The organism is Streptosporangium sp. NPDC023963 (assembly GCF_040639135.1).
Lineage (GTDB): Bacteria > Actinomycetota > Actinomycetes > Streptosporangiales > Streptosporangiaceae > Streptosporangium.
Map to the genome: position 1 here is coordinate 229,076 of NZ_JBEZZK010000012.1, position 19,312 is coordinate 248,387.

At 72.6% G+C, this 19,312-nt stretch carries 20 protein-coding genes; 12 read left to right on the plus strand and 8 right to left on the minus strand.

Annotated elements, in window-relative coordinates; all coding sequences use genetic code 11:
- Nucleotides 1-39 precede the first annotated feature (39 nt).
- The gene (locus tag AB0F88_RS30715; RefSeq protein WP_362691800.1) at nucleotides 40-804 is read left to right on the plus strand and encodes an SDR family oxidoreductase; all 765 of its coding nucleotides are present in this window, start codon (nucleotides 40-42) and stop codon (nucleotides 802-804) included.
- 100 nt (nucleotides 805-904) lie between these two features.
- Here the strand turns inward: AB0F88_RS30715 and AB0F88_RS30720 are convergent, their stop codons facing one another.
- The gene (locus AB0F88_RS30720) at nucleotides 905-1,582 is read right to left on the minus strand and encodes a DUF4328 domain-containing protein (protein WP_362691803.1); all 678 of its coding nucleotides are present in this window, start codon (nucleotides 1,580-1,582) and stop codon (nucleotides 905-907) included.
- A 277-nt stretch (nucleotides 1,583-1,859) separates the two neighbouring features.
- A complete protein-coding gene (locus tag AB0F88_RS30725) occupies nucleotides 1,860-2,411 on the minus strand; it encodes a DinB family protein (RefSeq protein ID WP_362691806.1) in 552 nt (183 codons plus the stop codon).
- Between the two features lie 156 nt (nucleotides 2,412-2,567).
- Here AB0F88_RS30725 and AB0F88_RS30730 point away from each other — a divergent pair, with 156 nt between their 5' ends.
- Entirely contained in the window at nucleotides 2,568-3,014 is a 447-nt protein-coding gene (locus AB0F88_RS30730; protein ID WP_362691809.1) for a MarR family winged helix-turn-helix transcriptional regulator, read from the plus strand.
- Between the two features lie 120 nt (nucleotides 3,015-3,134).
- Nucleotides 3,135-3,662 (plus strand): hypothetical protein, encoded by a 528-nt coding sequence (locus AB0F88_RS30735; protein WP_362691812.1) that lies wholly within the window; start codon nucleotides 3,135-3,137, stop codon nucleotides 3,660-3,662.
- Between the two features lie 101 nt (nucleotides 3,663-3,763).
- Here the strand turns inward: AB0F88_RS30735 and AB0F88_RS30740 are convergent, their stop codons facing one another.
- Nucleotides 3,764-4,639, minus strand: coding sequence for a hypothetical protein (locus tag AB0F88_RS30740; protein WP_362691815.1), 876 nt, complete (start codon nucleotides 4,637-4,639; stop codon nucleotides 3,764-3,766).
- A gap of 63 nt (nucleotides 4,640-4,702) precedes the next feature.
- On the minus strand, nucleotides 4,703-6,361 hold the full coding sequence (locus AB0F88_RS30745) for an ATP-binding cassette domain-containing protein (protein ID WP_362691818.1): 1,659 nt from the start codon (nucleotides 6,359-6,361) through the stop codon (nucleotides 4,703-4,705).
- 142 nt (nucleotides 6,362-6,503) lie between these two features.
- On the opposite strand from AB0F88_RS30745, the gene AB0F88_RS30750 reads away from it, so the two are divergent.
- The 5 genes from AB0F88_RS30750 (at nucleotide 6,504) to AB0F88_RS30770 (ending at nucleotide 10,783) form a co-directional block, all read left to right on the plus strand.
- Nucleotides 6,504-7,214, plus strand: coding sequence for a TetR/AcrR family transcriptional regulator (locus tag AB0F88_RS30750; protein WP_362691821.1), 711 nt, complete (start codon nucleotides 6,504-6,506; stop codon nucleotides 7,212-7,214).
- A 98-nt stretch (nucleotides 7,215-7,312) separates the two neighbouring features.
- Complete coding sequence (locus AB0F88_RS30755) at nucleotides 7,313-7,747, plus strand: helix-turn-helix domain-containing protein (RefSeq protein ID WP_362691824.1); 435 nt, start codon at nucleotides 7,313-7,315, stop codon at nucleotides 7,745-7,747.
- A gap of 34 nt (nucleotides 7,748-7,781) precedes the next feature.
- Complete coding sequence (locus tag AB0F88_RS30760; RefSeq protein ID WP_362691827.1) at nucleotides 7,782-8,753, plus strand: alpha/beta hydrolase; 972 nt, start codon at nucleotides 7,782-7,784, stop codon at nucleotides 8,751-8,753.
- A 197-nt stretch (nucleotides 8,754-8,950) separates the two neighbouring features.
- Entirely contained in the window at nucleotides 8,951-10,273 is a 1,323-nt protein-coding gene (locus AB0F88_RS30765) for a hypothetical protein (protein WP_362691830.1), read from the plus strand.
- A 114-nt stretch (nucleotides 10,274-10,387) separates the two neighbouring features.
- A complete protein-coding gene (locus AB0F88_RS30770) occupies nucleotides 10,388-10,783 on the plus strand; it encodes a hypothetical protein (protein WP_362691833.1) in 396 nt (131 codons plus the stop codon).
- A gap of 71 nt (nucleotides 10,784-10,854) precedes the next feature.
- Here AB0F88_RS30770 and AB0F88_RS30775 read toward each other — a convergent pair whose 3' ends face one another.
- A complete protein-coding gene (locus tag AB0F88_RS30775; RefSeq protein WP_362691946.1) occupies nucleotides 10,855-11,808 on the minus strand; it encodes an NAD(P)-dependent alcohol dehydrogenase in 954 nt (317 codons plus the stop codon).
- Between the two features lie 306 nt (nucleotides 11,809-12,114).
- Here AB0F88_RS30775 and AB0F88_RS30780 point away from each other — a divergent pair, with 306 nt between their 5' ends.
- On the plus strand, nucleotides 12,115-12,798 hold the full coding sequence (locus tag AB0F88_RS30780; RefSeq protein WP_362691836.1) for a helix-turn-helix domain-containing protein: 684 nt from the start codon (nucleotides 12,115-12,117) through the stop codon (nucleotides 12,796-12,798).
- On the opposite strand, the gene AB0F88_RS30785 is transcribed toward AB0F88_RS30780, so the two are convergent.
- From AB0F88_RS30785 to cseB, 3 genes are all read right to left on the minus strand, one after another.
- Nucleotides 12,681-13,958, minus strand: a complete 1,278-nt coding sequence (locus tag AB0F88_RS30785) for an acyltransferase (protein WP_362691839.1) — start codon at nucleotides 13,956-13,958, stop codon at nucleotides 12,681-12,683. The genes AB0F88_RS30780 and AB0F88_RS30785 overlap by 118 nt on opposite strands.
- 183 nt (nucleotides 13,959-14,141) lie before the next feature.
- A complete protein-coding gene (locus tag AB0F88_RS30790) occupies nucleotides 14,142-15,410 on the minus strand; it encodes a HAMP domain-containing sensor histidine kinase (RefSeq protein ID WP_362691841.1) in 1,269 nt (422 codons plus the stop codon).
- A gap of 1 nt (nucleotide 15,411) precedes the next feature.
- Complete coding sequence (cseB, locus tag AB0F88_RS30795) at nucleotides 15,412-16,134, minus strand: two-component system response regulator CseB (RefSeq protein WP_362691843.1); 723 nt, start codon at nucleotides 16,132-16,134, stop codon at nucleotides 15,412-15,414.
- A 298-nt stretch (nucleotides 16,135-16,432) separates the two neighbouring features.
- Between cseB and AB0F88_RS30800 the strand changes: the two genes are divergently transcribed.
- From AB0F88_RS30800 to AB0F88_RS30810, 3 genes are all read left to right on the plus strand, one after another.
- On the plus strand, nucleotides 16,433-18,040 hold the full coding sequence (locus AB0F88_RS30800) for a condensation domain-containing protein (RefSeq protein ID WP_362691845.1): 1,608 nt from the start codon (nucleotides 16,433-16,435) through the stop codon (nucleotides 18,038-18,040).
- Between the two features lie 216 nt (nucleotides 18,041-18,256).
- Nucleotides 18,257-18,646, plus strand: a complete 390-nt coding sequence (locus AB0F88_RS30805) for a metalloregulator ArsR/SmtB family transcription factor (RefSeq protein ID WP_362691848.1) — start codon at nucleotides 18,257-18,259, stop codon at nucleotides 18,644-18,646.
- Nucleotides 18,643-19,290: an SRPBCC family protein gene (locus tag AB0F88_RS30810; RefSeq protein WP_362691851.1), complete on the plus strand. Its 648-nt coding sequence runs from the start codon at nucleotides 18,643-18,645 to the stop codon at nucleotides 19,288-19,290. Before AB0F88_RS30805 ends, AB0F88_RS30810 begins: the two co-directional genes overlap by 4 nt.
- Nucleotides 19,291-19,312: the final 22 nt, after the last annotated feature.

Below are 19,312 nucleotides of genomic sequence, written 5' to 3' on the forward strand. Positions count from 1 at the left end.
GAGGCTGGCCGCACCAACCACCGACGAGGGAGCCTTCGCATGGGAAGCCTGACGGGCAAGACGGCACTGGTGACGGGAGCCTCACGCGGCATCGGCCGGGCCATCGCCCAGCGGCTCGCCGCCGACGGCGCGCTGACCGCCGTGCACTACGGCAGCAACGAGAGCGCGGCGAACGACACGGTGGCCGCGATCGGGAAGGCCGGTGGGCGGGCCTTCCCGATCCGGGCCGAACTCGGCGTCGACGGCGACGTGGACACCCTGTTCGCCGGGCTGGGCGAGGGTCTGGCGGGACAGCCGCTCGACATCCTGGTCAACAACGCGGCCGGACCTCCGGCCGGGCCGATCGAGGAGACCACCCCCGAGGGGTTCGACCATCTGTTCGCCGTCAACGTGAAGGCGCCGTTCTTCATCATCCAGCGGGCCCTCCCGCTGATGCGCGACGGCGGGCGCGTCATCACCGTCTCCTCCGCCAGCACCCGGGTCGCCACGCCCTTCCAGACCTCCTACTCCATGACCAAGGGAGCCGTCGAGACCATGGGCTTCACCCTGGCGAACGCGCTGGGGGCGCGGGGGATCACGGTGAACACCGTCACGCCGGGCGCCACCCTCACCGACCTGAACGCCTCGCTGCTGGAGGATCCCGGCGTCGAGGAGTTCATGAGCGGCCTGACGGCGCTTGGCCGGATCGGCCTGCCCGCCGACATCGCCGACGCGGTCGCGTTCCTGGCCTCCCACGACGGCCGCTGGGTCACCGGCCACGTGCTCGACGTCAGCGGCGGGATGCACCTCGGCCCTCGCGCCTGAGCGCCACTCCCCGTCCCGGGCATGCGCGTCCCGGGCACGCGCATGCCGATCATGCGCGTCCGGGGCATGCGCGGACGAGCCGCCGTGATTCCGGGACCGCTCAGGCCGCCGGTGCGAGGGGCGCCGGGGACCGATCCTCCTGAAATCGGGTGATCCTCATGACGATCAGGGCGGCCAGGACGGCGGAGATCGCGCTCGGGGCGGCGAAGAGGAGCTCGGTCCGGGCCGTCATGAGGTCGGAGATCGGGCTTTCGCCCCGGGCCACGACCCGGTAGACGATGAGGGAGACGAAGGTGGAGATCAGCCATGTCAGCCACCAGGCCCGTACCAGCCACGACCGGGGAGCGCTCCGCAGCGCGCCGGGGTGTGGCGGGTTCACCGGCAGGTGGCCGGGTTTGGACGTCGCCCAGATGTCGTCGACGATCTGCTTGGGAAACCACAGGTTCACGACCGGGAGCAGCCAGCCCAGCACGACCCACTTGGAATCCCTGCGGTGTTCGATCGCGGTGAGGGCCTCGGCGTTCGAGCGGGCCCTGGTCAGCCAGATCAGGAACGTGATCCCGGTGAGGATGTATACGCCGCTCTGCGCCGTCCCGAAGAACGCGTACGCGTCGTCGTTGGCCTCCAGCGCCCCGGCGTCGATCGTGTACGGGGCGTCGACCAGTCCGGAGAGCAGCGAGATGCGCTCCACGGTGACCACGAGCGCGAGCAGGTCGACCAGCGTCGTGACACCCAGCAGCACCGTGGTCGCGACGGCCAGGGCGCGGACCGGTTGCACGGGCCTCGGAAAGGGGGGTGCGGGGGAGGGGTGCATTCTCGTCCTCTGTGTGATCATGCGAAGAGGCGGTCAGTATCCCGGCAGGTCACCACGCCTGACAACCGGGACGCGGCCGGGGGACCGGAGAGGCGCCGCCGAAACCGGCGTCCCCGGTTCGTCCCCGTCCCTGTCCTCGGTCCGTTCCCGTCCTCGGTCCGTTCCCGTCCTCGGTCCGTTCCCGTCCTCGGTCCGTCCCCGGCCCGGCCCGGCCCGGACTTGGACGCGTCGTGTCGCGTGATCACACCAGGGGATCGCCGGGTTCGGGTTTCCGTGCTTCGTGAAGGTGGCGGACGAGGCCGATCTCGGAAACGTTCTTGGTCAGCTCGACGGTGACCCAGCCCGCTATGTCCACCAGCCTCTGTTCCTGCCCCCACGGCAGGCCGGCGGTCCTGTCGGTGGAGTCGAGGTCGGCGTCGGTGAGCGGCAGCAGGGCCGCCCGCCAGTCGTCCCTCAGCCCGCGCAGCCAGTCGGCCGCGGTCGCGGCGGTGCCCGGCCAGGTGATCTCCTCGCGCGCGGGTGCCCCGGATCCGAAGCAGTGTCCGAGGGTGGTGGTCCACCAGAAGCCGATGTGCCAGGTCAGCCACCCGATCGAGACGACCGGCGCGGGATCCGGCTCCGGCACCTCCCAGTCGGCCACCCAGCGGCCCTGATCGTCCGGCCGGACGGTCCAGCAGCCCGCCGCGGGCTCCCAGAGGCAGGCCTGGTCGTCGAGGTCCTTCAGGTGGTACTCGAACAGCGCCCATGCGATGTCGAGCTGCCGGATCAGTAGATCGACGCGAGGTACGGTCACCCGGGCACTCTGGCACCGTTCCCGGCCTCCCTGCCACCGGTTTTCGCCGGCCGGGAGGGCGGGACCGGGGTGCGACCCGGACGGCGCCCGTCCGCCGTACGCGCCGCGCGCCGCCGGTGACGGCCCGCTACTCCCACCGTGCGGGAGACTGGGGAGGTGACCATCGAGAACCGCCGTCCCGGTCCGCCCGTGACCAGCGTCTCCATCGTGTTGCTCACGCTGGCGCGCCGCATCGAGACCGAGCTCAACGCCGCCCTCGCGCCGCTCGATCTCACGGTCAGCAGGCTCGGTCTGCTCGGTCACATCGCCGGCGTGCCCGGAGTGTCGTTCAGCGATCTGGCACGCATGTCCGGCACGACGGTCCAGAGTGTCCACAGCGCGGTGAAGGTGCTCGCCGGAGCCGGGCTGGTGCGCGACAACACCGCCCGCGCGGGCTCCGCGTCGGCCATCGAGATCACGCCCGACGGGGCGCGCCTCCTCGACGCGGCGACGGGCGCGATAGCCGAGGTCGACGACCTGCTGTTCGGCCCCGCCGCGGACCCGATCCAGCAGCAGGTCGCCGGTGCCGTACGCGCCGCGTTCGGGGGGCCCGCCACTCCCTGATCCGTCCGCCCGGCGCCCGCGCGTCGCTTCTCCTCCCTTGGTCTTCCTTCAGCTTCAGTCCGCCTGAAGCTTTCGTGTTAGGCTTCAGCCTGCCTGAAGGTCGTGAGGGAGGGAGAACCCGTGGAAGCCTTTTTGCTGTCGATCCATGTGCTCGCCGGCATCGTGTTCGTCGGGGGCTCGGCCGTCGCGACGAGCCTGTTCCCCCGCTACGCGCCGGTCGCCGCCGGCGTTCCCGTGGGTCCGGCCACGGGGGCCGGTCCGGCAGGCTCCCCCTCGGGAGCCCCGCGAGCCCCGGAGGCCCTGGCGACCCCGGAGGTCTCCGAGGAGCGGAACCGGGCCGTGGCCGTCGCGCTGCACCGCATCACCCGGGTCTACGGCGTCTTCGGGATCGTCGTGCCCGTCGTCGGGATCGTCCTGGCCCTCGTCCAAGGCCGGATGGGCGAGGGGTGGATCTTCGTCTCCATCGCCCTCACCGGGCTCGCGGGCGGCCTGCTGGCCCTGCGGATCTATCCGGAGCAACGCGACGCGCTCGCCGCGCCCGACGACGGCAGGCGCCTGCGCGCGCTGTCCATGGTCGCCGGGATCTACAACCTGCTGTGGGCGGTCGTCGTCGTCCTGATGATCGTCCGCCCGGGAGCCTATCCGTGAGCCTGCCCTCGGGTGACGGGCCGGTTCGTGAGCACGTCCCCGGGTGACGGGCCGCTGGGATGTCCCGCCGGCCCGTCGTCCCGCCACCGCCCGCCGCCCCGTCAGCTCGACGGCACCCTCCGGTAGGCGCCGAGCACCTGGAGGGCCCGCAGGGTCTCGACCCCCCGGTACTCCAGGGCGGCGGCCGCGCCGGGAGGCTCCCAGGTGATGGCCCATCCTCCGTCGGGCTGCTGGTCGGCCGCCAGCCGGTCGAGGTGGCCCTCGATCACCTCGTCGGTGAACAGCCGGCGCCAGGGGCTGTCGGGGTGGGGGGCGAGGTGCAGGGGGGTGACCCCGTACTCCGGGTCCGCGGGGTCGCTCCGGTACCACTTCAGCTGGGGGAGCCACTCGGGCACCCGCTCGGCGAGGCGCTCGGCCCGATCCCGATCCGGGACGTGTTCGAGGAAGACGAGCGTCTCGGACATGGCGTGCGCGTCCTCGGGGAAGCCCTTCTCCAGCGCCGACCAGCACCAGTCGGTGGCCCGGGTGAGCCACGGATGCTCCACGCCCATCCGGTGCAGCAGCCCGGCCAGCCCGGCGGTGGGGTTCAGCCCCGGCGCGTAGGTCCACTCCGACCAGTGCACGGCCCTGGGATAGGCCTCCATGACCGGCAGGGACAGGGGCACCGCCCCGTCGGGCGCGGCGACCGTCGCCAGCCAGTCGCACGCCTCCGGCACCAGCGGGCCGGTCGCCGGCACACCGGCCGCCAGCAGCGTCTGGAACGCGATCTCCACGTCGATGGGCAGGCTGTCGGGGCAGCGCTTGTCGGGTTCGAGTCCGTGGCCGAAGCCGCCGTCCGCGTTCCGGTAGCCGCGCAGGGCGTCCACCACGCCGGTGGCGGGTTCCCCCTGGAAGAGGGTGGCGAACAGGCGGCGTTCGAGCAGGCGCCCCTCGCGGAGGACGAAGGCCCGGGCGGTGTCGAGGATGCTGTCACTCATGGTGCTCCATGCTGCCGGGTGACCGGCCCGGCCGTCTTGTAGGAATCGGACACCGCCTGTCCGTCACCGTGCGCGGCGGGTCCGGTCCGGCTGCCAGAGGGGCTCGGCGGACTCCTGGACGTCCCCGCCGGCGCCGAAGATCAGGAACCGGTCGAAGTCGTCGGCGAACCACCGGTCGTGGGTGACGGCGAGAACGGTGCCGGAGAAGGAGGCGAGGCCGTCCTGGAGTGCCTGCGCGCTGGCCAGATCGAGGTTGTCGGTCGGCTCGTCGAGCAGCAGCAGGGTGGCTCCCGACAGCTCGAGCAGCAGGATCTGCAGGCGTGCCTGCTGGCCGCCGGAGAGGGTCTCGAAGGGCTGCCGGCCGGCGGGGGCGAGCTCGTAGCGGGCGAGGGCGGCCATGGCGTCGTTGAGCGTCAGCGACCCGGCGGCCGTGATGATGTCGGCGGGAGTCCGCCCGGCGAGGTCGGGCCGGGTGTGCGTCTGGACGAAGTGGCCGGGCACGACCCTGGCCCCGAGTTCCACGGTGCCCCGGTGGCGTACCGGCGCGGGTGCCGGGGCGGGCGACGCCGGCACCCGGGGGAGCGCGCCGCTCCCCGTCTCGGCCAGCAGCCGAAGGAAGTGGGACTTGCCGGAGCCGTTCGGGCCGAGGATCGCCACCCGCTCCCCGTAGTGGATCTCGACGTCGAACGGCTCCGTCAGGCCGGTCAGCTCCAGGCGGGTGCAGGTGAGCGCGCGCTTGCCGGTACGGCCGCCGCTCAGGCGCATCCGGACGTTCTGCTCCTTGGGCGCGCTCTCGGGCGGGCCCGCCTCCTCGAACCTGCCCAGCCGGGTCTGGGCGGCCCGGTAGGCGGAGGCGACGGAGTCGTTGTTGGTCGCCTTCTGGCGCAGGGTGTGGACCAGTTTCCTGAGGCGGGCGTGCTCCTCGTCCCAGCGGCGGCGGCGTTCGTGCAGGCGCTCGTTGCGGTCGAGGCGGGCCTGGGCGTAGGTGGCGAAGCTCCCGCCGTGGGTCCACACCCCGCGTGACTCCACGGTGATGACGCGGGTGGCCGTGTTGGCGATCAGCCGGCGGTCGTGGGAGACGAGCAGGACGGTTTTCCGGGTGGCCCCCAGCTGTTCCTCCAGCCACTGCTTGCCGGAGACGTCCAGGTAGTTGTCGGGTTCGTCGAGCAGCAGGACCTGGTCGGGGCCGCGCAGGAGCGCCTCCAGCGCGAGCCTCTTCTGCTCGCCGCCCGACAGCGTGCCGACGTCGCGGCCCGCCACCCGCTCGTAGGGGGCGCCCATGGCCGAGGTGGTGCAGGCGCTCCAGGTGACCTCGATGTCGTAGCCGCCGGCGTCGGCGTAGTCGCCGAGGGCGCGGGCGTAGGCGAGCTGGGTCTCCTCCAGGTCGCGTTCCCCCAGCGCGCGCTCGGCCCGCTCCAGCTCGGCGGTCGCGGCGCGCACGCGTTCCGGGGCCACCGCCAGCAGCAGCTCGCGTACCGTCAGGCCGCCGCGGAGGCCTCCGATGAACTGGCGCATCACGCCGAGCCCGCCGGACGCGGTGATCCGCCCGGCGGAGGGGGAGAGGTCGCCGGCGATCAGCCGTATCAGGGTGGTCTTGCCCGCGCCGTTGGGACCGACCAGGGCCGCGGTGACGCCGTCGCCGACGCGGAAGGACACCTCGTTGAGCAGCAGCCGCCCGTCCGGCAGCACGTAGGTCAGCTCGTCGGCCTCGACATGTCCCACGGGCGCGTCCTCTCGAAGGCGGCCTCCATCGTTGTGGAGAGAAACCGCAGTTAGAACATTGGTCATACACTATGAACATTGATTGGCCCGCTTCTCAAGCCATTAAGATCTCCGGAGTGGACGAGGCGGGGATCGGAGGAGCGTGAGCGCTACGCCGGGCAGGAGAACGCGGCGCCGGAGCGACGAGGCGGCGCCGGGGGTGTGGCTGCGTCCCCCGCGCGCGGGCCGGGCCGAGCCGGTGGTCACCCTCGGGCGGATCGTGGCGGCGGCCGTGGAGCTGCTGGACGAGGAGGGGGCGGACCGGCTGACCATGCGCCGCCTCGCCGAGCGGCTGGGGACAGCCGCCACCACGCTCTACCTGCACGTCGAGACCAAGGACGACGTGCTGGACCTCGCGCTCGACGCCGTGTTCGGCGAGGTGCCCGTCCCGCCGGGGCCGCGGGGCGCGTGGCGCGACGACGTCACCGCCCTGATCGCCGAGTGGCGCGCCACCATGCTGCGCCACCCGTGGTCGGTGAGGGTGCTGGACCGCCCCCTGCTGGGCCCCAACGTCCTGGCCCGCACCGAACACCTGCACGCCGTGCTGGCGGGGGCGGGTCTCACCGGTCCCCGGCTGACCGCCGCGGCGTACGCCCTGGCCAACTACGTCATCGGTTCCGCGACGATGCAGGTCGCCGGTGCCGGGTACGGCGAGGCCGGGTGGAAGCGGGCCGCCGACCTGCACGTGCTGGCCCGCCGGGAGCTGTATCCGACTCTCGCGGCGCACGGGTCCCCGATCGGCAACGACTGGGACCCGGTGTTCACCACCGGGCTGGACTACCTGCTGGACGGCATCGAGTCGCGGATCCGGTGAGACGAAGTCGCGAACTTCCCTTTCATTCCCTATTACTCCCTATTCTGTCCTTTGATAAGGTACTTTAGAGGAAATTAGAGGACTTACCGGGGGGATCGGTGTCTCAGCCCTACTCGGTCGAGCAGGTGGCGAACCTGCTGGGCCTGCACGCCAAGACGGTGCGCGCCTACGTGCGCGACGGGCGGCTGAAGGCCGTCCGCATCGGCAAGCAGTACCGGATCGCGCGCGAGGACCTGGAGGCCTTCACCGGCCACCCGGTGACACCGCCCGCCGGCGAGACGGCCGGGCGCCGGCGCCACGTCGAGGTGTCCAGCATCGTGCAGATCGACGCGATCGGTTTCGAGGCGATGAGCCGGCTGAGCAACACGCTCATGGCCCTCGCCGCGGGCGGCGCCCCCGACGGGGGACGCCTGCGCGTGGAGGTCGTCTACGACGAGGAGAGGGCCGGCATGAAGATCATCGTGCTGGGCGGTCTGGACGGCACCGCGGAACTGCTCAAGGTCATCGACACGCTCGCCAAGGAGAGGCCGTGAACGGCGTCCACACCACGCTCGCCAAGGAGGGATCGTGAACGGCGTCTACACCTCCGCGGAAGGCGCCCGTGCCGTCGAGCGGAGCTGCCGCGCGCTGCTGGAGCGCTGGCCGGTGCCCGCCGAGCACCTGCGCGTGCCGACCCGGCAGGGCGAGACCTTCGTCGTGGCCTGCGGGCCCCGGGACGCCCCGCCGGTGTTGCTGCTGCACGGTTCCGGCGCCAGCAGCGCGATGTGGATGGAGGACGTGGCCGCCTGGTCGCGGCACCTGCGCCTGTACGCCGTCGACACGATCGGCGAGCCCGGCCTGAGCGCCCCCTCGCGGCCCGCCCTGGACTCCGACGCCCACGCGCTGTGGCTCGACGACGTGCTGGCCGCCCTCGCCGTCCGGCGCGTCTCCATCGTGGGAACCTCGCTCGGCGGCCGGTTGGCGGTGGACTACGCGACGCGGCGCCCCGGACGGGTCGCCCGCCTGGCGCTGCTGTGCCCCAGCGGCATCGGCGGGCAGAAGTACGGGGTGCTTCTCCTGGCACTGCTGCTGATGCCGTTCGGCCGGTGGGGGAGGGACAGGACGATGAGACTGGTCCTGGGCCCGGCGGCGTCCTCGGCGCCCCCGGCGCCTGATACGTCCTCGGCGTCTGCTGGGTCTGCTGGGTCGTCGGCGTCTTCGGCGTCCCCGGAACCACCGTCGCCCTCGGCGGAACCGATGCGGGCGTACGGCGAGCACGTGATGCTCGTGCATGAGCACTTCCGGCCCCGCCGCGAGAAGATCCCGGTGTTCGACGACGACACCCTGCGCCGTCTGAGCATGCCGGTGCTGGTGACGGTCGGCGGGCGCGACGCGCTCCTGGACTCCCACGAAACCCGGCGGCGGCTGGAGGCCGCCGTGCCGCACGCGACGGTCCGGCTGCTGCCCGACGCCGGGCACCTCCTGCGAGGGCAGACCCTGCCGATCCTGGACTTTCTCAGCTCCCGGGAGGAAGAGCCCGCCGCTCCGGAAAACCGTTAATCTACAATGTAAAGGCGTTCGCCCGGGTTCGAGACGGTTCGAGCGGGTGGACGCCCGACCCCGCCACCCCTCGTCGGCGATCCCGCACGGATTCCCGTTCACCTGATGACAGAGCCTGACGACAGGGCCCGGTGACCAGACCTGGCGGCAGGGCCGGATCGCGCGGCCGATACGCTCGCGGCCGGAAAGGAGGCGGGATGCTCTTCGCCGTCGCGGCCGTGTTCGGGCTCACCTGGTGGCTCGGGTGTTACGTGATCGCGCGGGATCCCCGGGAGCGCGGACCGCGGAGGGCCGGGCTGGGGCTGCTGGCCTACGGCTCCGCGCTCGCGGTCGCCCAGGTTCTCACCGCCGTACCGGAGCCCGCGGCGAAGGTGCTGGGCGCGGTCGAGACCACGCTGGTCCACCTGCCGGCGTTGCTCTGGACGGGGGCCGTGCTGACCCTCGTTCCCGGGAGCGAACGGCTGGACCGGGTCTGGTCCAGGGGGCTCGTCCCGCTCACGCTCGTGGCGTTCGCGTGGCCGGCGGCGTCCGGTCTGGGATCGGGGGCGAACCTCGCGGCGCGGGTGGTGGTCGGGGTGTTGCTGCTGGGACCGCTGGCCGGGGTGCTGGTGCTGCTCGTGCGGGCCAGGCCGCCGCGGGCCGGGTGGCTGGCGGCGGTCGCCACGCTGTTCTTCGGGCTGGGGGCCGCGCTGCTCATGTTCCCGCTGTTCGGCCCGCCCGGACTGCTGTCCGTCATCGCCGTCGACGTGGACATGGTCCTGCTGGGCGTGGCCATCGCGATGTCCAGCGCGTTCCAGGCGGGCGAGGCGCTCTGGCGCGACATGCTGCGGTCCCTGCTGGGGGCGACGGTCGTGGCCGTCGCGTCCGGCGGCCAGGTCGCGCTGACCGTCGCGCTCGGCGGGCCCGCGCCCGCCCTCTCGGCGCTGCTGTTCGGCGTGATCGCGGTGGCCGTCGCCGTACAGACGCTGGCCGGTCCGGTGCACCGGGCGCTGGACCGGATCGCCTTTCCGGGTGATCCGCGGATCCGCCGCGAGCGGGCCGAGCTGCGCGAGACGTCCGAGGCGCTGCCGCGTCGCGAGCAGGGTCCGCCGCCGCCGGACGAGGCCGAGTTCGTCCGGCTGACGCGGCGCGCCCTGGCCAATTACGGGGATCTGGGCAAGCTCGCCAGCAGCCCGCTCGCGAACCTGCCGGTGATCGACGCGCGGGTCACCGGTGACAGCCCGCTGGAGCGGGCCGCCGAGCTGAAGCACCTGCTGCTGGAGGGCATCCAGCGCCTCAAGCCCCGCGACGGGGAGTTCGGCACCAGCGAGGAGTGGCGGTTCTACAACGTCCTGTACTTTCCGTACGTCCGGGGGCTGCGTCCCTACCGGCGCGGGGCCGGACGCGGCGGGCTCGCCGCCGCCGAGCGGCAGGCGTTCGACTGGTTCGTCCGCGAGGTTCCCGAACGCACGCTCTACAACTGGCAGAACGCGGCGGCCAAACTCGTCGCGGATGATCTTCGCCGGGGGAGCTGGCAGTGAATGGCAGTGCCATGTCTGCAGATGGCAGCGGTTGAGGCGGTGTGCTGAGCGCGTCGGAAGTCCCGACGCCTTCCGCGAAGCCGGAAGCCCGCGCCCTCGGCGAAGGAGACATCTATGAGCACGACCACCCTCACCTCCCGCACCCCCCTGCTCATCCGCGTGCTGTGGACGGACGCCCTCCTCACCGGAGGGTTCGCGCTCGGCCTGGCCGTCGCGGCGGCCCCGCTCGCCGATCTGCTCGCCCTCCCCGAGCCGTTGATCCGCTGGGCCGGGATCGGGCTGCTGCCGTTCACCGCGTTCGTCGCCTACCTCGCCGGCCGTCCGGTGCCGCCCAGGGCGGGCGTCTGGACGCTGATCGCCGTCAACGCGCTGTGGGCCGTGGACAGCGTCCTGCTGCTGTTCACCGGCTGGGTGGACCCCAACCCGCTGGGGGTCGCCTTCGTCCTCGCCCAGGCTCTCCTGGTCGGCGCCTTCGCCGAGTTCCAGTACGTCGGGTTGCGCCGCGCCTGACCGCGCGTCGTCGTAGGTCCCGTCGTCGAAGGTCCCCGCCGCGCCCGGCACCGGCGGCGGGGCCTTCTCGCTCACCCGATGCGGATGACGTGTTTGCCGCGTACGCCGCCGGCCTCCAGTGCCCGGTGGGCCTCGGCGATGTCGGCGAGGGGATGGATCGTATCGACGACCGGCCGCAGGTCCCCGCTCTCCACCAGCCGGGTCAGGTCGGCGAAGAGCCGGTGGGTGGGGTTGCCGCTAAAGAACCGCACGCGCCGCGAACCGAACACGGTGGACGCGAGGATGTACGACAGGGACGAGAGCATGTGCCGGGAGTCGAAGGTGATCGACACCATCCGCCCTCCCGGCGCCAGGAGCCGGCGGAAGGCGCCGAGCTCGGTGCCGATCGCGGTGTCGAGGACGACGTCGAAGGGGCCGAGGTCGGCCGGTCCGGTGGTCGCGTAGTCGAAGACCTCGTGGGCGCCGAGATCCCGTACGAAGTCGAGGTTCCCGGCCCCGGCGAGCGCGGTCACGTGCGCGCCGTAGGCCCGCCCGAGCTGGACGGCGACGCTGCCGACCCCGCCGCCGGCGCCCCGCACGAGCAGCCGCTCGCCGGCCCTGAGGCGGGCCTTGTCGCGCAGGGCGGTGATCGACGTCGTGCCTCCGGCGAGCAGGGACACGGCCTGGGCCGGGTCGAGCCCCGCCGGGGCGAGGGCGAGCTGCCGGGGGCGGACGGCCACGAACTCGGCGGCGCTTCCGAAGGACGCCCGGGGCAGCGTCCCCCACACCCGGTCGCCCACCGTGAGGCCGGACATGGGGGAGCCCAGGGCGGCGACCTCTCCGGCGAAGTCGATCCCCGTGCCCTTCGGGAAGCGCCGCCCCGTGACCAGACGCATCTTTCCCGCCCGGCCCAGGAGCTCGCCTCCGTTCACGCCGGCGGCGTGCACGCGCACCAGCACCTCGCCCGGCCCCGCGACGGGCTTGGGCAACGTGCCCTCGTACAGCACCTCCGGTGGCCCGTACCTGTCGTACCGGGCCGCGCGCATCTCAGTCACTGTCATCGTCATCCAATCTGTCCGGCCGGCCGCCGGGCTCGCGCATGGTCGTGATGTCGGCCGGGCCTCTGGCGGCGTGTCGTGAGGGCACGCGGGCAGGCGTCACCGCGCCCGGGCACCTCGCCGATCGGACGAGGGTGCGGGCCGTGCCCACCGTCGTGTCCCCGCGGCCGCGACGGCCGTCACCAACCCGGGACGAACTCCGCACGCCCCGGAAAAGCGGGCGGCGATTTCCACATATCGCCAGGCTAACCGCATAAACGGATAGGGGGCTCCATTTGCGATAATGTGAGAAACATGCCAACCCATTCCTCTCGGATACCGCGTCCCGCGGATACGTCCGGGCTCCGCGTGGACGCGCTGCACAACCGCAACCGCATCCTCGAGGCCGCCCGCGAGGCGTTCGCCACCCTCGGGCTCGGCGTGCCGATGGCCGCCATCGCCCGCCGGGCCGGCGTCGGGATGGCCACGCTCTACCGGCGCTTCCCCACCCGGGAGTCGCTGATCACCGAAGTGTTCGCCGACCAGCTGTCAGCGTGCGTGTCGGTCGTCGACGACGCCCTCGCCGACCCCGACCCGTGGCGCGGGTTCCGTACGGTCATCGAGAAGGTGTGCGCCATGCAGGCCGCCGACCGGGGATTCACCGCGGCGTTCCTGACGGCTTTCCCCGACGCGGTCGACCACGAGCGGGAACGCGCCCGCGCCGAGCAGGGCTTCGCCGAGCTGACACGGCGGGCCAAGGCCGCCGGACGGCTGCGCGCCGACTTCGAGCCGGCGGATCTCGTGATGGTGCTCATGGCCAACAACGGCATCGTCGCCGAATCCACCGAGGACACGCTCATGGCGTCGCGCAGGCTCGTCGCCTACCTGCTCCGGTCCTTCCAGGTCGATCCCCCCGACCGGGCCGCCCCCCTGCCGCCGGCACCCCCGTTCGGGCTGCGTGACATGTTCTGCTTTTCGCCGGCCCGCTCCGCCGGATAGCCGGCGCTCTCCCGCAGGAGCCGGCGCTTCGCCGGACGGCCGGCGCCCGGCCGGTGCCCGCCGCCGGATCGGCGCCCCCGCGAGCCGAGGCCGGGGAGATCGAACAGCCAGGTGGCGCGCAGCTTCAGCAGCAACCGGTGGAGGGCCAGGCACAGCCACACCACGAGGGCGGTCAGGACGACCGGCTCGACGACGGCGAGCACGATCCGCAGCCCGCCGTCCATGCCGGCCGACAGCGGTGGCACGAGAGCCAGGTGCAGCAGCGCGAGCAGGGGCATGTGGATGACGTAGACGGGCAGGGTGCGGCGCCCCAGCCTCGCCAGCGCGTTCCCGAGCGTGGCGCGGCCGAGCAGCGCCGCGGCCGTCACGCCGAAGACCGTCGCGACGGCGCAGACCACCGGCCAGACGCCGGGCCAGGCCCGGGAGCCGGTCATCGCGACCGCCGCCAGGGCTCCGGCGTAGCAGGCGCCGGTCAGGGCCAGGCGCCCCCAGCCGGCGGTGGCGGCCAGCCGTTCGACGAGCGGCCGGAAGTACAGCCCGGCGAGGAAGAAGACGAGGTTCTGGTACAGGCCGCCGCGGTTGCCCGGCATCTCCAGCAGCCCGGCCGACGCCATGGCCGACAGCACCAGCGCTCCTCCCAGCACCAGGGCGACCGGGACGCGGCGCGCGGCTTTGGCGAGGGCGAAGTACAGGGCGAGCGCGTAGAGGTACCACAGGTTGGACGGCGTGATCGTCAGCTGGGCCAGCAGATCGGCGACGTCGTCGGCGCGGGCGGTGTCGAAGGACGGCACGAGCGCCAGGACCGTGGTGTGGATCAGCAGCCACACCGCGTAGAGGTAGAGGAAGCGGCCCACCTTCGAGCGGCGTACGACCCGCCACGGCCGGGCCACCGCGCCGGCGGCGAACATGCCGGAGATGGTGAAGAAGAGCGGCATGCGCAGCGGCAGCAGCTGCTCGGTCAGGGCGCCCCAGGCCCCCGGGATCGGCGGCGACACCCCCCAGTCGATCCGCAGGTAGTGCTTCACGACGACGTGCCAGAGCACCACGAGCAGGATGCACACGCCCTTGGCCACGTCGGCCCAGAGCGCGCGCTCCGGCCTTTCGTCTCCCGGCAGACCGTGGGCTTCTCCCGGCACACCGCGAGTACGGGTAGAGCGCATGGGGCGGCACCTCCGGGGGACGGGCGCGCGAGGGTCGCGCGCACCGGCCACCCTGGGCGGTGCAGATGTCCGTGCCGCCGGGACCGCGTATCCGGGGCCGCTCAGCTGTGCATCGGGTGTGTATCAGCCCGGAGGCCGCGTATCGCCCCGGAAGCCGTAGAGGCCCCGGAAGCCGCGGAGACCTCAGGAGCCTTCGGGGTCTCGAAGGCGGAGCGTGGCGACCGCGCCGCCGTCCGCGGCGTTGGCCAGGGTGAGGGTGGCGCCGATCACCTGGGCCTGGCCCAGGGCGATGGTGAGTCCCAGGCCGTGGCCGCGACCGCGTTCGGCCGTGCCGCTGCGAAAGCGCTGCGGCCCCTCCGCGAGGAGGACGCCGGGGAATCCGGGACCGTGGTCGCGCACGACGATCGTCGTGCCGTCCACGGTGACCTCGACCGGCGCGCGGCCGTGACGATGGGCGTTGGTGAGGAGGTTGGCGAGGATCCGGTCGAGGCGACGCGGGTCGGTCTCGGCCTCGGTGTCCCCGGCGGCCCTGGTGACCGTGAGCCGTGCCCGGAGCCCGGTCCTGGCCAGGGAGTCCCCGACGACGTCGCCCAGCGCCACGGGCCTGGGATCGGCGTGTTCCGCGCCCGCGTCGAGGCGGGATATCTCCAGCAGGTCCTCCACCAGGGCCCGCAGTACCCGCACCCGGTCCCTGACCAGTTCGGTGGCCTCGCTCTCCGGCAGCAGCTCGGCGGAGGTGACCAGGCCCATCAGCGGGGTGCGCAGCTCGTGGGCGACGTCGGCGGTGAAGCGTTGCTCGCTCAGCAGCCGCTCCCGCAGGCTGTCCGCCATCGAGTCGACGGTGGCCGAGATCTCGGCGATCTCGTCACCGCCCCGGCCGCCCTCCGCGGTCCGGGCGTCCAGGTCGCCGTCCGCGATGCGCCGCGCGGTCCTGGCCACCCGCCTCAGCCGCCGGCTGGGCAGCTCGGCGGCCAGCGCCGCGGAGGGTATGACGACCCCGAGCGTGGCCAGCGCGGCCATCACGATGTGCCGGTCGAGCGCCTGCCGGCCGCGCAGTTCGACGCCCATGTCGATCTGTACGGCCACCACCTGGTCGCCGACGGGCTCGGCCGCCCACATCCAGGGGATGTCCGGTTTGCGGTCGTCGTACCAGGTACCGGCCTGCCCGGTGCTCCTGACCTGCTGGAGCAGCAGGGGCGGGATGCGTTCCGGGTCGGATTCGCCGGTCCACGTGCCGCCTGGGCGCCGGTGGTTGTCCACCGCGGACACCAGCGCGGTCAGGGCCTGATTCCTGCCCAGCTCCATGGAACGCTCAAGGGTGCTCCGATGCACCAGCACCCCGACGGCCAGCGCCACCGCGCAGGACGCCACGGTCACCAGCGCGGCGATCTTCCAGCGCAGCGATCTCCAGTTCGGCGGCCCGGGTGCCGGCCGGGCGACGGCGTGTCCCATCTCAGCGCCGCAGCTTGTAGCCGAACCCGCGGACCGTCTCGATCCGATCGGCGCCGATCTTCTTGCGCAGCCGCTGCACGCACAGGTCGACCACGCGGCTGTCGCCGTCCCACCCGTAGTCCCAGACGTCGCGCAACAGCGTGTGCCGGTCCAGCACGATTCCCGGATTCGCCGCGAACTCCAGCAGCAGTCGCAGCTCGGTGGGGGCCAGCGTGACCGGCTCACCGGCCAGGAGCACCTCCAGACCGCCGGTGTCGATGGTCAGATCGCCGAAGACCAGGTCGCCGCCTGAGACGGGTTCCGGCGCGTGCCCGGGAGCCGGGGCGAAGGTGGCCCGGCGCAGCAGCGAGCGGATCCTGGCCACCAGCACGGACGTGTCGACCGGCTTGACGACGTAGTCGTCGGCCCCGGCCTCCAGACCCGACACCACGTCCAGCGCGTCACCCCGCGCGGACATCATCAGGATCGGGACAGTGCTGGACTCCCTGACCCTGCGGCACAGCCCGATGCCGTCCAGGCTCGGCAGCATCACGTCCAGCAGCAGGAGATCGTGCCGCCCGTCCCGGAAGAGCTCCAGGCCGGTCAGGCCGTCGCCGGCCGCGGACACCTCGTAGCCGTAGCGCTCCAGTGCCATCGAGACCGTCCTGCGGATCACCGCGTCGTCCTCGACGAGCAGCACGGTGACAGGAGTCGCCGGCGCGCTGTCGACCTTAAAATCGGACATATCTCCCCAAAGGCGGCGGATGGCTCACCTAGGACACCATAATCTCTCCTCGCGGCAGCGCCGCGCGGAACGGGTCGATCGCCTCTCGCACCGGCCGCGGGAATACCGCGCGGAACGGGTCGATCGCCTCTCGCACCGGCCGCGGGCATGCCGCGCGGGGCGGATCGATCGCCTCTCGCGCCCGATGTCCGGGCATCCCCGGGCTCGCGCGAAGACACAGATCCCGCAGGGGCAAAACGGCGGTCCAGCTGCCGAAACACCTGTTGACACCGAGGTTCGGGAAGATCAGCCTTGTGGCGTGGATTCCGACGGTGTGATTTCTCCGCGACCTGATCTCGAACCGGCCCTGGCCGGGATCGACGATCCGGCCCCGGTGGTACGGGTGCGGCCGCCGGCCGGGCCGGGGGTGGCGGTGGCCGACCTGCCGCGGCGTGCGGTGGTGGTGGAGTTCGCCGGTGCGCGGGGTGGGGTGGCTCCGTTGAGCTGGGGTCAGGCGTCGATCTGGCGGTTGACCACGTGGCGGGGTGACGATGATCCCTATTTCAACATCTCCTGGGTGTTGCCGGTGTACGGCAGGCATGATCTTGATGGGGTGTTGGGGGTGGTGCGGCGGTTGGTGGAGCGGCATGAGACGTTGCGGACGAATTTCCGGCCGGGTGCCGATGGCGTGGTGCAGCATGTGGCGCGTTCGGGGCGGTTGGTGGTCGAGGTCGTGGAGGTGGGCGGGGGTGGGCGGGTCCGGCCGATGACGTTGGCCAGGCAGGTGGCCGAGGGGTTGGCGGCGCGGGTGTTCGATTACGCGGGGGAGTGGCCGGTGCGGTGTGCGGTGGTGGTGGTGGAGGGGCGGCCTCGGGCGGTGGCGTTCGGGGTGTCGCATCTGGCGGTCGACGGGGGTGCGCTGGATCTGCTGGCGGCCGATTGGCGGGCGTTGCTGGCCGGGGTGGAGGGGCCGGATCCGGGGTGGCAGCCGATGGATCAGGCGTTCTTCGAGCGGGAGGGGGCGGGGGCCGGGCGGGGGGAGCGGGCGTTTCGGCATTGGCGGGGGGTGTTGGAGGGGGCGCCGCGCTCGATGTTCGACTACCCGCCCTGCCGGGCGGAGGAGCCGCGGTTCGTCCGGGTGCGGATGGAGTCGGTGGCGTTGGGGGTGGCGGCGCAGGTGCTGGCGGCGCGTTGGGGGGTGAGTTCGGCCAGTGTGCTGACCACGGCGAGTGCGGTGTTGTTGTCGGTGTTGACCGGGCATCGGCGGGTGGTGATGCAGTTGATCGCGGCCAATCGGCACGATCCGCGGATCGGGGTGCTGGTGGGTCCGGCCGCGCAGGACGGTGTTTTCCTGCTGGATCTGCCGCCCGGTGGCACTTTGGCCGAGGCCGCCCGGGCCGGGCATCGGCAGGCGTTGACCGCCTATCGCCACGCGCTCTACGAACCGCTGGGGCTGATGGCGATGCGCGAGGAGCTCGGCCGCGAGCGGGGCGGGCCCGTCGACCTGTCGGCCTACTTCAACGACACGCGGGGCGGCGGCGACTGGCCCGACCTGCCCGCGGTGGAGCCGCCGGGAGATCCCGCCGCGATCGCCGCCCTCACCGCGCGGACCACCTTCGCCCCGGCCGGCTCCTGGGAGCACGTGGACGCCACCACGGTCCAGTTCATCACCGGTCAGGCCAGGGACGCCTGCGAGCTCCACCTGCTGGCCGACACCGCCTACCTGCCCCGCGCCACCGTGCACGCGCTGCTGCGCGGGATGGAGACCCTGCTGGTCCGCGCGGTCGCCGCCGAGGTCCCCCTCGACACCGTCGCCGAGCTGTGCGGCATCGTCCCGGTCCAGCGCCTTCCCGGTTGGGAACGTTCCCGATCCGACGTCGCCGAGGAGACGCCGGAAGCGTCCGGCGCCGTCGGGGCCGGTGGATGAACCGAGGATCCTTCCGAGCCTGAAGGGCCGGGACGAGACCGCCCCGGCGGGGTCCGCCGGGGCGGTTCCGCGTTGCCGAGGTGTCCGTGCGGTCTTCGGCCGTCGGCGGATCGGCCATGGGCGCCGGCCGGTGCGGTGGACGGGGGAGCGCGAGCCCGGCCGTTCTCTATATAGCAGCATTGACTTATATAAGCTCATGCTGAAATAGTCTCACCCGTGCACGCCTTCGATGTTCTCGGTGATCCGGTCCGGCGCCGGATCCTGGAACTGCTCGTCGGCGGCGAGCGGCCTTCCGGTGCGATCACCGCGATCATCCGGGAGGAGTTCGGGATCTCCCCCTCGGCGGTTTCGCAGCACCTGAGGGTGCTGCGGGACAACGGGTTCGCGACGGTCCGGGCCGAAGGCGTCCACCGCCTGTACGCCATGGACCCCGCGCCCCTGCGGGAGATCGACACGTGGCTGGAACGCTTCCGCCGGTTCTGGAGCCGGCATCTGGACGGGCTGGCCACCGAACTCACCCGAGGCGGGCACGACCGCCGCCCGGCCGACGGCTCGGGCGCGGCAACCGGCAGCGGTCCCGACACCAAGGAGAGGAAAGAGCCATGATCGACATCATTGACCAGATCAATGCCATCAACCGTGAGGTCGGCAGCCGATCGGCCGGCGACGGCGAGGGCATCGGCGTGCTGCTGCGACGCCGCTACGACGCGCCGATCCAGGACGTGTGGGAGGCCCTGACGGACCCCGACCGCATGAAGCGCTGGTTCCTGCCGGTCAGCGGCGATCTGCGCGCCGGCGGCGACTTCCAGCTGGAGGGCAACGCGGGCGGCCGGATCCTGCGCTGCGAGCCGCCCCGCCTGCTGAAGGTGACGTTCGGAGCCGAGACCAGCCTGGTCGAGCTGCGCCTGTCCCCCGACGGGGAGGACGCGACCACCTTCGAACTCGAGCACACCGTTCCCCTGGAGATGGCCGGCAGCGGCGCGGGCGCGCTCTACGTCGGGCCCGGATGGGACGGGGCCCTCATGTCGCTGGGCCTGTTCGTCGTCGGCGAGGCCGGTGACGACCCGGTCGCGGCGGCGAACTCGCCGGAGGGCCAGGAGTTCTCCCGGCAGTCGGTCCACGCGTGGATCGCGGCGGTCGAGGCCTCGGGCACCGCCGACGCGGCCGAGATCGCCGCGGCGGCGGAGGTCTCGCTGGCGCAGTTCGCCCCGGACGTCGACTCCGCGCCCGACGAGAAGGGAAACGCCTGATCGGACGGCGGCCACCGCGCGC